This window comes from Lentzea indica (assembly GCF_012184385.1).
Lineage (GTDB): Bacteria > Actinomycetota > Actinomycetes > Mycobacteriales > Pseudonocardiaceae > Lentzea > Lentzea indica.
In genome coordinates this window covers 1-11289 of record NZ_VSRL01000075.1, presented here as the reverse complement: position 1 = coordinate 11289, position 11289 = coordinate 1, and the positions used below count along the sequence as shown (strand labels likewise).

General features: G+C 68.1%; 14 protein-coding genes and 1 pseudogene. 7 read left to right on the top strand and 8 right to left on the bottom strand.

Annotated elements, in window-relative coordinates; all coding sequences use genetic code 11:
• Positions 1–9 precede the first annotated feature (9 nt).
• Positions 10–495, top strand: coding sequence for a GNAT family N-acetyltransferase (locus FXN61_RS21405; RefSeq protein ID WP_223165539.1), 486 nt, complete (start codon positions 10–12; stop codon positions 493–495).
• Here the strand turns inward: FXN61_RS21405 and FXN61_RS21400 are convergent.
• The 4 genes from FXN61_RS21400 to FXN61_RS21385 form a co-directional block, all read right to left on the bottom strand.
• Entirely contained in the window at positions 430–900 is a 471-nt protein-coding gene (locus tag FXN61_RS21400; RefSeq protein WP_167975834.1) for a YkvA family protein, read from the bottom strand. The two genes, FXN61_RS21405 and FXN61_RS21400, sit on opposite strands and share 66 nt — an antisense overlap.
• A gap of 27 nt (positions 901–927) precedes the next feature.
• Positions 928–1338 carry a hypothetical protein gene (locus FXN61_RS21395; RefSeq protein ID WP_167975833.1) on the bottom strand — a complete coding sequence of 137 codons (411 nt, stop codon included), beginning with the start codon at positions 1336–1338 and terminating at the stop codon, positions 928–930.
• Between the two features lie 83 nt (positions 1339–1421).
• Complete coding sequence (locus FXN61_RS21390; protein WP_167975832.1) at positions 1422–2165, bottom strand: anti-sigma factor family protein; 744 nt, start codon at positions 2163–2165, stop codon at positions 1422–1424.
• Positions 2162–2731: a sigma-70 family RNA polymerase sigma factor gene (locus FXN61_RS21385; protein ID WP_030468711.1), complete on the bottom strand. Its 570-nt coding sequence runs from the start codon at positions 2729–2731 to the stop codon at positions 2162–2164. Before FXN61_RS21385 ends, FXN61_RS21390 begins: the two co-directional genes overlap by 4 nt.
• 114 nt (positions 2732–2845) lie before the next feature.
• Here FXN61_RS21385 and FXN61_RS56445 point away from each other — a divergent pair.
• A pseudogene (locus FXN61_RS56445) lies at positions 2846–3070 on the top strand (hypothetical protein); the annotation flags it as partial.
• Here the strand turns inward: FXN61_RS56445 and FXN61_RS52410 are convergent.
• Positions 3070–3267, bottom strand: a complete 198-nt coding sequence (locus tag FXN61_RS52410; protein ID WP_246291829.1) for a hypothetical protein — start codon at positions 3265–3267, stop codon at positions 3070–3072. The pseudogene FXN61_RS56445 and the gene FXN61_RS52410 overlap by 1 nt on opposite strands.
• 239 nt (positions 3268–3506) lie before the next feature.
• Here FXN61_RS52410 and FXN61_RS21375 point away from each other — a divergent pair, with 239 nt between their 5' ends.
• From FXN61_RS21375 to FXN61_RS21365, 3 genes are all read left to right on the top strand, one after another.
• Positions 3507–4217, top strand: a complete 711-nt coding sequence (locus FXN61_RS21375; protein ID WP_246291828.1) for a DUF4142 domain-containing protein — start codon at positions 3507–3509, stop codon at positions 4215–4217.
• A 159-nt stretch (positions 4218–4376) separates the two neighbouring features.
• On the top strand, positions 4377–5207 hold the full coding sequence (locus FXN61_RS21370; protein ID WP_246291827.1) for a ferredoxin: 831 nt from the start codon (positions 4377–4379) through the stop codon (positions 5205–5207).
• Entirely contained in the window at positions 5204–6589 is a 1386-nt protein-coding gene (locus FXN61_RS21365; RefSeq protein WP_167975829.1) for an NAD(P)/FAD-dependent oxidoreductase, read from the top strand. The genes FXN61_RS21370 and FXN61_RS21365 overlap by 4 nt, the downstream gene beginning before the upstream one ends.
• Positions 6590–6791: 202 nt before the next feature.
• Here FXN61_RS21365 and FXN61_RS21360 read toward each other — a convergent pair whose 3' ends face one another.
• Positions 6792–7733 carry a beta-ketoacyl-ACP synthase III gene (locus tag FXN61_RS21360; RefSeq protein ID WP_167975828.1) on the bottom strand — a complete coding sequence of 314 codons (942 nt, stop codon included), beginning with the start codon at positions 7731–7733 and terminating at the stop codon, positions 6792–6794.
• Positions 7734–7811: 78 nt separating this feature from the next.
• Between FXN61_RS21360 and FXN61_RS21355 the strand changes: the two genes are divergently transcribed.
• Complete coding sequence (locus FXN61_RS21355) at positions 7812–8414, top strand: TetR/AcrR family transcriptional regulator (RefSeq protein ID WP_167975827.1); 603 nt, start codon at positions 7812–7814, stop codon at positions 8412–8414.
• Here the strand turns inward: FXN61_RS21355 and FXN61_RS21350 are convergent.
• Entirely contained in the window at positions 8401–9123 is a 723-nt protein-coding gene (locus tag FXN61_RS21350; protein ID WP_167975826.1) for an alpha/beta fold hydrolase, read from the bottom strand. The genes FXN61_RS21355 and FXN61_RS21350 overlap by 14 nt on opposite strands.
• Entirely contained in the window at positions 9120–9584 is a 465-nt protein-coding gene (locus FXN61_RS21345) for a hypothetical protein (RefSeq protein WP_167975825.1), read from the bottom strand. The genes FXN61_RS21350 and FXN61_RS21345 overlap by 4 nt, the downstream gene beginning before the upstream one ends.
• Before the next feature lie 147 nt (positions 9585–9731).
• Between FXN61_RS21345 and FXN61_RS21340 the strand changes: the two genes are divergently transcribed.
• Entirely contained in the window at positions 9732–11189 is a 1458-nt protein-coding gene (locus FXN61_RS21340; RefSeq protein ID WP_167975824.1) for an AfsR/SARP family transcriptional regulator, read from the top strand.
• Positions 11190–11289: the final 100 nt, after the last annotated feature.

Genomic DNA, 11289 nt, shown 5'->3' with positions numbered 1-11289 from the left:
TGGGGCGTGTTGATCCGTGTCGCCCAACCAGCCGAACTGCCGTACCTCCAGGAGATCGAAGTCGCGTCCGGGGAACCGTTCCGCGACGTCGGCATGCCCGAGATCGCCGACGACGACCCGATGTCGCTGGAAGACCTCGCCGAGCACGAGGTGTGGGTGGCCATCGGCGCGGAAGGCGTGCCCGTGGCGTTCATCGCGGTCGGCGACGTCGACGGTGCCACGCACATCCACCAGGTCTGCGTGCATCCGTCGCACGCGCGCCAGGGGATCGGTGCGGCGCTGATCGAGCACGTGACGCGGAGCGAGCGCCCCGTGACGCTGACGACGTTCCTGGACGTGCCGTGGAACGCGCCGTACTACGAGCGCCTGGGATTCCGGCCCGTGACGGAGACTTCGCCGGGCCTGGCCGACATCATGCGCGACGAGGCCTCAAGGGGACTCGATCCCGCGACTCGGGTCGCGATGGTCCTTCTCCCAGCGCAGATACGAGCCTGAGGCGATGGAGAGGCTGCTGAGCAGCCACACCAGGACACCGGCGTCGTCGGTCACCCCGATCACCGGCAGGAACTCCGGCAGGACGTCGATCGGCGACACCAGGTAGACCAGTGACACCACCCACAGCAGCACCTGGCTGCGCGGCAGGTCCGGGTACTTGCCGCCGCGCCACGCCTTCCACAGCCGCGGCAACGCCTTCGCGCGCTGGATCGGGTTCCCGACGGGGCCGGGACCCTTCTGCGCGCGCTTGCGGCGGTTGCGCAGGATCCCCAGCACCGCGAACACCAGTCCGAGCGGGATCATCACCCAGCCGGCGACGGCAGGGCTGAGGCCGCCCAGAGGGGCGTTGCGGAACAGCAGGATCAGCAAGCCCGACAGAGAGATGAACGATCCGAAGACGACCACGGTGCCCCCTGGTGGTGTGGCCTGCAACTAGCTCGGCTCCTGGAAGTGCATCGTCGGAATGGCCTTGTGCGGCTGCTTCTGCTGCTGCGGTTCCTGCTCCCTCAGATCGATCACGGGTTCGGGTTCCTCGACGGGAACCTCCTTCACCGCGGGCTTGCGCGCGGCCTTCACCGGAGGCGGCGTGACCTGGTCCAGAGCCGCGCGCGCCTTGGAGATCCACACCTTCTGCATGGCCTCGTCCTTGCTGCCGGCCGCCGTCGCGCTGAGTCCGGACAGGACTCCGCGGATGCGTGGTACCAGAGCTGGATGACGCCGAATCGCCTGCCACACAGCGTGATCACCCGGTAGCCGGGCGGACACGAGCTGCTTGACCTGCGCACGCAGCTCCTCTGTGGACAGATCGAGCCAACGCTCGACCGCTGACGGGCCTATCGCCACGTGTACTGCCTCCCCGGAAACGACAACCGCCCCTACAGGATCTCACGGATCCGGCAGGGGCAGTGGTCAGGTGTCGGGAAGCGTCAGGAAGCGACGACTTCGAGCAGGATCTTGCCGTTCTCGTCCTGGATCCGGAACGTCGCGATCTCGTGCCAGCGCATGGCCACGTTCGCCTGCAGCCGGATCGTCTTGGAGTCGCCGGCGACCGGCTCGGGCGCGTACCAGGACGTGACCTGGGCGACACGGCCCGTGCGCCCGACGGCGACGAGCGATGCCTTGCCGGGGCCGGTCATGCCGCTGACCTCGATGTCCATCGAGGTGCCCCACGCTTCGTCCGAGGCGGTGATCTTCGTGAAGACACCGCTGTTCGGGTCCTGCTGCTGCACCTTCATCGACGAGTCGGTGGAGTTGTTCGCCACCGGCGTCTGCGAAGTCGTGGTGCCGGGGTTCTGGGGTGCAGCCTGGTTCGAGCCGTCATCGCTGCCGCGCACGACGAGCGTCGTGACGACGGCCGTCACCGCCACGATGCCGGCGGCGGCGGCCGCGACACCCTGGGCGACGAACCACCGTCTGCGCTTCCTTCTTGCCGCGACCGCGTCGAGCATCACCCGCACCGACTTGCCGTCCGGGCGTTCCGGAGCTGTTCCGCGCAGCATTCCGCCCGCGTCGGCCTCGTCGATGAGGTCCGGCACCACCGCGAAGTCGCGCAGGTCAAGAGCACACCGCCGACATTCGGTCAGGTGGTTCTCGAACGCCTCCACCTCCTCGGCATCGAGGATGCCGAGCACGTAGGCGGCGACGTCGAGGTGATCTGGTGCCGTTGTCACCGCGTCTCTCCCCGATCGTGCAACGCACGCCGCAACGCACGGAGCGCGTAGTACACCCTCGACTTGACCGTTCCCGGTGGCACGCCAAGTGCCGCCGCGGCCTCACCGACAGTGCGGTCCCGCAGGTATGTCTCGAGAATAGCCTCCCTGTGTTCTTCCGAGAGACCGTTCATCGCCTCGGCGACGACGATCGCCGCGAGGGTGCGATCCTCCTCGCCACCCGAAGGCGACTCGTCCGAAGGGGTCAGTTCGAACTCCTGCGGACGGACGCTTCTCTTACGTCTGTCGTCAATGACCAACCGCCTTGCCACCGTGAACAACCACGACCGCAGGAGCACAGGGTCACGTTCGAGTTTTTCGGCGTTGCGCCATGCCCTGACCAGGGTTTCCTGCACGATGTCCTCGGCCCATTGACGATCATGGCCCGTCAACCTCATGCAGTGTCCCAGCAGGGCACTGCCGAATTCCTCGTACAGCCGACGGATCAACTCTTCCTCGAGGGATCCCGGTCTTGGTGATTGTTCGTCTAACTCACGTTGACGTCTATGCCGCGCCACGGGGGACATCCTTGCCTCATGAAGCGTCTCAAGTCGAGAGGCAAATATTCCTCATGAAGTTCGTGAACCGTTGCCGGATCGTGTCCGTACTCCTCGGTACCCAAGCCGAGAAAGGACCTGCCGATGCGACGTGGTCAAGCCATCACCGCTCTGGCGGCACTGGCTGTCAGCCTCACCGCGTGTGGCAGCACCCAGACTCCTCCAGGAGGAGCCGCAGCGGGCGGCTTGCAGGCGAAACCCGCTGATCTGGGCGACACGAACATGATCTTCATCGCGAACACCGACCAGATGGGATGGTTCGTCACCGACGCCGACGGGCTCCCGCTCTACCGCTACGACAAGGACGTTCAGAAGCCGTCCAAGTCCAACTGCGAGGGCGAGTGCGCGAAGGCCTGGAAGCCGGTGATCGCGGACAAGGCGCCGATGGCGACCGGGGTCGACCCGATCAGCATCGGCACCCTGACCAGGCCGGACGGCACCAAGCAGCTCACCATCGCGGGGTGGCCGCAGTACACGTTCGCCGAGGACAAGTCCGCCGGTGACATGAAGGGGCAGGGAAAGGGCGGAGTGTGGTTCGTCACCGCCCCCAACGGCGCCAAGATCACCGGCGGAAAAGCGCAGAACAACAGCAACAAGAGGAGCGGTACGCCGAGCACGTCCCCGAGCCCGGACAACGGTCAGGCACCGTCGCCTGCGCCGACGTCGGCGCGCCCGGCTACTGAGCCCACTGCTCGATCTTCAAACCCCTACCGACTTTCCACTGAACAACGAGGACATCAAGACGATGACCAGAGCCCTCGCCACCGTCTTGGCGATGTTGTTCCTCTTCGCCGGAATGCCCGTCATGGCTCATGCGCAGCCCGCGGACACCGGTGGAGTGCAGGACACGCCGACGGGCCCGTTGACCGCGAACGACCGCGAGCTGCTGGTGAAGGTGCGCCAGGCCGGCTTGTGGGAGATGCCGATGGGTGAGCTCACCGCGACCAAGGCGTCGAACGCGCGGGTCAAGCAGATCGGCAAGATGATCATGCTGGACCACATGATGCTGGACGCGGCGACGAAGAAGGCCGCCGCCGCGCTGGGTGTGACCATCCCCGACGTGCCGAGCCCGGCGCAGCAGTCGTGGATGGACGAGATCAACGCGCTCGAAGGAGACGCGTTCGACCAGGCGTTCGTCGCCAGGCTGCGGGCCGCGCACGGCCAGGTCTTCATGTTCGTGGCGAAGGTGCGCTCGCAGACCCGCAACGACACCATCCGCCCGTTCGCACAGGCGGGTATCGACGTGGTGATGAAGCACATGACGTTGCTGGAGAGCACTGGGATCGCAGGCGACCCGGCCTTCGCCGAGCCCACGCCCGCCGGCGGCATCATCAACGCCTCGTTGGCCTCCAACGAGGGGCCGAACATGTGGGTGATCCTCACGGTCACCGCAGCGGGAGCGGTCCTCACGATCCTCCTGCTCCGAGTACTCCGCCCGCGACGACCGGTGCGGTGATTCTGCAAGACCCCGTGAAACAACGGGAAACGGAGGTGGTGTCCCAAGGTCAGAGGCACTCCAACGCGGACCTGTTCCCACCCGCCCGGCCCTGATGTGTCCACTCCTGCACGACAGGACCGGGCGGGTTCCCGCGAGAAGTTCTTTCCGGAGGAAGAGTTGCTGTCAAGCCAGATTCCGCTCCTGGTGGCCCAGGCGTCCGAGTTCGACTCGGGTGTCAAGAAGATGGCCCAGATCTCCGCCAGGCTGGCTTACGTCCTGATGTGCGCCACCTTGTCCTGGGGCGTGCTGATCGCGACCGGATGGGCCGAGAAGCTCACCGGCCGTGAAGGACTGAAGAACGGGCACATGGTGCTCGCATCACTGGCGATCGCGTTCGGCTGCATCCACGCGTTCGCCTTCACACTGATCCAGAACGGCACGTTCAGCTTCATCAAGCTCGTCCTGCCGTTCGTCGACGGCGGCCTGTTCCGGCACGCGCTGGGCATCCTCGGCCTGGAGGTCATGCTCGCGATCGCCGTGCTGGCGTCCATGCGACACAAAGTCTTCTACCGCAAGTGGCTGCGGTTCCATCAGACCGCCTACATCGCGGTGGGCATCACCGTGGTCCACTCCTGGTTCGGCGCCATCGCGAACGGCAACCTGTCCGTTCTCTGGCTGGCCGGCCTCACCGTCCTCGTCCCGACCGCGACCCTGGCACTGGCCAGGTTCCTGCCGCCGGAGGTGCTGATCCGCATCGGCATGCTCGACACCGAGCGCGGCAAGGAACCCGGCGTTGGGGAGGGCGACGCGATGGACGTGAGCGTCAACAACGAGAAATGCCACCGCTACGGCACCTGCCAGGCGGAGGCCCCCGATGTTTTCCAGTTGATCGAAGACAACCGCCTGACCTACAACCGCCGCCCCCCGGAGGAGCACTTCGCTCAGGCCCGGTCGGCAGCCCGCGCGTGCCCGATGCGCGCGATCGAGATCAGGGAGCGAGTGAAGTGAGCGAACGGATCGTGGTCGTCGGCGGCGGGCTCGGAGGAGTCCGTTCCGCGGAACGGCTGCGGGAGATGGGTTTCGACGGGCAGATCACGATCCTGTCCGCCGAGCGGCACCTCCCGTACCACCGCCCATGCCTGTCGAAGCAGATCATCACCGGTGAATGGCACCCGGACGACTCGCTGCTGTCGTTCTCCGGCGACCTCGACGCCGAGTGGCGGATGAACTCCCCGGCCCTGCACCTCGACCCGAAGACGCAGTCCGTCTGGGTGCCCGGAGGCGAGGAGATCAAGTACGACGGCATGATCATCGCTACCGGTGTCGACGCCAGGGCGATGGGCGGGGCGCCACGCCACGATCCGCGGGTGCACGTGCTGCGGACGTTGGACGACGCGGTCGCGATCCGCAAGAACATCCGGCAGTCGCAGGGCCTCGTCGCCGTCATCGGCGGCGGGTTCATCGGCTGCGAGCTCGCCTGTTCGGTTCGTCACATGGGCCGCGACGTGGCTCTGATCGTCCGGTCGCCGGCTTTGCTCGGTGGCGTCGTCGGCGACGACATCGGCAAGAAGATCACCGAGGCGCACGTCGAGCACGGTGTCCGCCTGGCCACCGGTGTCGGCATCAAGCACTGGGTGCGTCAGCCCGGCGGCATCGGGATTCACCTTTCGGACGGCCAGGTCTTCTTCGCCTCGTGCGTCGTGCTCGCCGTCGGTGCCTCGCCGGCCGTCGACTGGCTGCGCGGCTCCGGCCTGGTCATCGAGGACGGTGTGCTGTGCGACGCCACCAACCACGTGGTCGGCGCGGAGAACATCGTTGCCTGCGGTGACGTGGCCCGCTGGCCCAACCTGCGCTTCAACGGTGTGGTGCGCAGGGTGGAGCACTGGCTCAACGCCGTAGAAGGCGGCCGTGCCGCCGCCGAGAACCTTCTGGTCGGTCGCTCGCACGCCAAGCCGTACACGCCGGTGCCGCGGTTCTGGACCGAGCAGTACGGCATGCGGGTCCAGGGTGCGGGTCTGCCCGTTCTGGGCACCGACACCACGGACGTCAACGGCCTCACCGGCTTCATCGCCGACGGCAAGCTCGTCGGCATCGTGGGTCTCGAGTCACCCGGCAAGATCATCACCGAGACCCCGGAACTGTTCCGCCAGAACACGGTGGACACGAACCGTCAGGTGTGGACTCAGCCGGCCGAGGAAACCGCGGCCGCTGCCGAGGTCCCGGAAGTTCTGCCCACCACCCAGATTCCCGTTCCCGAACCGGTCGCCGCCCGCGCATCATCCGTTCCCCCGTCCGTCTCGTCGTCGATGTCCCCGCCTTTGCAGCGGCGGCGGCATTCACGTTCGAGGCCGGAGATGGTGCGAGTGGGCGGAGGACGCGCGAGGCCTTAACCAGGTCAGAGGAGGTTCCATTGCCGGCACAGGGCAAGCGGTGACGAGCGAACTCCGACGTCGCTGTCGTGGCCAGGTGGCGGACCGATGACGTCACGCGGCGATGCGCTCGATCCCGCGCCGGCAGGCTGAACTTCCTTCTCGTGCGTCACCAACGGTGTGGCGGCTCGGCGGGCTCCCGAGCCGCCACACCGGCCTATTTCTACGGACAGGTGATGACCTGGCCCGCCCACGAGAGCCCACCGCCGAAGGCGAAGAGCAGCACCGGCTGACCGGACGGCAGCTCGCCGCGTTCGACCATTTTGGACAGTGCGAGCGGCACGGAGGCGGCGGACGTGTTGCCGGAGCCCACGATGTCACGGGCGATCACCACGTCGTCGCGCAGGTCGAGCCTGCGGGTCATGGCCTCGATGATCCGCAGGTTGGCCTGGTGCGTGACGATGCCGGCGAGGTCGGTGGTGGCGATGCCCGCGCGCTCGCACGCCTGTGCCGCGATGGCGGGCAGCTCGCTGGTGGCCCAGCGGAAGACGGCCTGACCCTCCTGGGCGAACCGCGGCTGCCAGGCGTCGACCAACCGCACAGCGTTGTTGCGCGAGGGATCGGAGCCCCACACAACGGGGCCGATGGAAGCGTCGTCGGCGGCGCTGAGCACGGCGGCGCCCGCGCCGTCGCCGAGCAGGATGCAGCTGGCGCGGTCGGTCCAGTCGGCGAGGTCGGACATCTTCTCGGCGCCGATGACCAACGCGTGACGGGCGGCGCCCGCCCTCAGCGTGTGATCGGCCGTCGCGAGGGCCGTGCAGAAGCCGGCGCAGGCGTTGTTGAGGTCGAAGCAGACCGCGCTGGGGATGCTCAGCCGACCGGCGACCTGCGCGGCGATCGACGGGCAGCGGTCGATCGCGGAACAGGTCGCGACGATGACCTGGCCGATGTCGGCGGGCACCAGCCCGGACGCGGCGAGCGCCTTGGCCGCGGCTCCGGCCGCCATGTCCGCGACCGACTCGTCGTCCGCGATGTGCCGGGTGGCGATGCCGGTGCGCTGGCGGATCCACTCGTCGCTGGTCTCGACCATCTGCGCCAGATCGTCGTTGGTCAACACCCGTTCGGGCTGGTAGTGGCCGAGTGCGACGACACGGGATCCAGACAAGGTGAGCTCCTTCGTCAGGGCGACGCCGCGAATATAGCAACCGATCGGTCGGTAGCTAAAGTGTCGTACGCTACGCCGGTGAGCCCGCGCCGATCTGTTGCCGACACCCTCGAGACGCGGCAGCGCATCCTCGACCGCAGCCTCGCGATCGCCTCGGCGGAGGGACTGGAGGGGCTGACGATCGGCAGGCTGGCCGGCGAGCTGGGGATGAGCAAGGCCGGGCTGCTGGGCCACTTCGGCACGAAGGAGGCCCTGCAGCTCGCGGTGGTCGACCAGGCGGCGGAGGTCTTCCAGCGAGAGGTGCCTGGCCGTGTCAAACAGGCGCCGTCCGGGCTACCGCGCCTGAAGGCGGTCTGCGAGGCCTGGGTGTCGTACCTCGAACGCGAGGTGCTGCCCGGTGGCTGTTTCTTCACCGCGGCGACGACCGAGTTCGACGGGCGCAGCGGGCGGGTGCGGGACGCGCTGGCCGGGATGAACGCGTTGTGGCGCAGGGATCTGCGGATTCACATCCGGCGCGCGGTCAGCTTCGGTGAACTTCCTGAGGACACCGATGTCGACCAGCTGATCTACGAAGTGGTCGGGATCATGCTCGCGCTCAACCACTTCCTGCAGCTGGAACACGACAGCGCCGCGCCGGCACGAGCCCGGCGGGCGCTGGACCGGCTCTTCACCGCGCGATGAACCCGTTCACGATCGCGGCGACCTCGGCAGGCTGCTCGAAGACCATGCCGTGCGTCGCGTCGATCTCGTGCACGCGAACGTTCGGGCACACCACCGGCAGATCCCGGCGCAGTCCAGCGCGATGGGCGTCCATCAGCGGCACCAGATCCGGCGGCACTGGCAGGGTCTTCGTCGCCAGCACGAGCAGGAACGGAACCCCCACCTCGGCGAAGACCGGCAGGGCGTCCAAGAACTCCGGTGACGTCCGCAGCTCGCCGGTGATCTCGCGGTTCGGGCGGGTGATCATCTCCTCCTGCGCGGTGAAGATGGCGTTGAGCGTCGCGAGGCCCGCCTGGACCTGGCCGGGTGGCAGGTCCGCGTAGTTCGCTGAATCCGTTGCGGCGGAGCGATGTCCGTCCAGGCTCACGGCCGCCGGGCACGAAGGGTGCCTGCGTGCCCACATGCCGGCGAGGATGCCGCCCAGTGAGTGCCCCACGACGACGGGATCGACAAGTCCGAAGTGGACGGCCACGGTGTCGAGGTCGTCGAGCACCGCGTCCCACTCCCACGGGCCGTCGGGCGACTTGCCGTGTCCGCGCAGGTCGACCGCCACCGCGCGGCCGTTCAGTTGCGGCGCAAGCGTTTCCCACGCCGACATGTCGCCGCCGGCGCCGTGCAGGAGCAGGATCGGCCGGCCGTCGCCGCCGTGGTCGTGTGCCGCGAGCATCATCGTTCCCTCCGAAGGCTCAGTCGTGCGCGGATCGAGGCGACCGTGACCCCGCCGTCCGGGTGGCGGAGGAGTTTGTTGCGGCTCACCAGGTCGTGGACACCCTGGCGGGTGATGCCGAGCATCGCGCCGGCCACGGCGAAGGACACGCCTTCCTTGCTCGGGTGCCCGGCGCGGCGCGCGGTGACGCGGCCGAGCGGCGTCGCCCACCACGTGTCGGGTGGGTCGAACGGCGCGTCGCCGGGGTAGAGGACGGCCATCAGGCGGATCACGACCCGCCTGGCCAGCGCGTCGTCCTCGCCGAGCAGCTGTGCCGCCCACATCTCGGCGTCGATCCGCACCTGTTCCCGCAGTTCGTCGAGATCGGCCTGGGGCAGCAGGATCTCCAACGGGTCGAGCAACCGGCTCGACACCAGCCGGACCAGGTCGTCGCGCAGGTCCACGTGCTCCGAAGTGGTCGCCACTTGACAGACGATAGCAAGTACTTGACGTATGGCGTCAAGTAGCGGATCGACAACATGTTGGGGCAGCCGGGACGGAAGGTCGGCTATGTAGTGCCCTCCTATCAGAGGTACTCGCAAGCATGTGTCCGGTAGTTACGATCGGGAGCTGTGGAGTTCCGGGTGCTCGGGCCGGTGGAGTGTTACGCCGATGACGGCGCGCGTCTGAGCCTTGGGCCGCCCAAGCAACGGGCGGTGCTCGCGTTGCTGCTCGCGCAGCCGGGGCGCGTGCTGGCGGTCGAGCGGCTGATCAGCGTGCTGTGGGACGACGCGCCGCCCAAGACCGCGTTGAAGAACCTTCAGGTGTACGTCTACCAGCTGCGCAAGATCGTCGGATCGCGGCTGCTCTCGCGTCCGCCCGGCTACCTGATGTCGGTCGATCCCGCCGAGCTGGATCTGACCCGGTTCACGTCGCTGCTCGAAGTCGCCCGCAAGGAACGCACCCCGCAGCGCTACCGGGAGGCGCTCGCGTTGTGGCGCGGGCCCGCGCTGGCCGACCTCGCCGCGTCCGGGCTGCTGCGCGGGGTCATCGCCCAGCTGGAGGAACTGCGGCTCGCCGCACGGGTCGAGTGCGCGGAGGCGGAGCTTGATCTCGGGCGGCACGTCGAGATCGTCGCGGACCTCAACGAGTGGGTGCGGGAACACCCGTTGAACGAACGCCTGCGCGAGCAGCAGATGGTCGCGTTGCATCACACGGGACGGCCGGCCGAGGCGCTGGCCGCGTACCAGGAGTGCCGCCGGGTACTCCTCGACGAGCTCGGTGTCGAGCCGGGGGAGTCGCTGCGGCGGTTGCAGGCCGAGATCCTGCGCGCGAAACCCGTTGGTGTGTCGGCGATCCGCCAGCTGCCCCCGGACGTGGTCACGTTCGTCGGCCGGTCGCGCGAGCTGAACCTGATCAAGGCGCAGACCCGCAAGGACCGGGTCGCGGTGTGCGTGATCACCGGACAGGCCGGCGTCGGCAAGTCGGCGCTCGCCGTGCGGGCGGCTCACGAGATCGCGTCGAGGTTCCCGGACGGCCAGCTCTACGCGGACCTCTCCGACGGTGCCTCCGAGCGGATCCTGAGCCAGTTCCTGCGCGCCCTCGGCGAACGTCCCGGCGACGAGGAGGCCTTGCGCTACCGGTCGCTCACCGCGTCGCGCAGGTTGCTCGTGGTGCTGGACAACGTCGCCACAGCGGCCCAGGTCAAACGCCTGCTGCCGACGGGTCCCGGCTCTGCCGTGCTGATCACGTCACGCCACCCGCTCACCTCGTTGCACGGTGCCTCGTACGTGAAGCTCGGCGCCCTGCCGCTGGAGGACGCCGTCCAGCTGCTGGAGGGTGTCGCAGGAAAGGTCGCGACGCGGCGGAACTCGTGCGCTGGTGCGGCGGACTGCCACTGGCGCTGCGCATCGCGGGGGCCCAGCTCGCCGCCCGTCCACAGTGGACAGCGCCGCTGCTCGCCGGGCAGCTGGCCGGCGAGGCACGCAGGGCTCGGCGAGCTCAGGCTCGGCGACGTCGCGGTGCGCTCGGCGTTCGAGGCAGCTACGCCGAACTCGGATCTCCTGCCGTGGCACAGGTTTTCCGCCTGATTGTGCTTCGTGCTGTCCGCGGTGCTCGGTTCCGTCGCGAAGATCGTGGCCTATCGGCGGGGCATGCAGTGAAGCCGACGAGAGTCACGAACTCCATCCG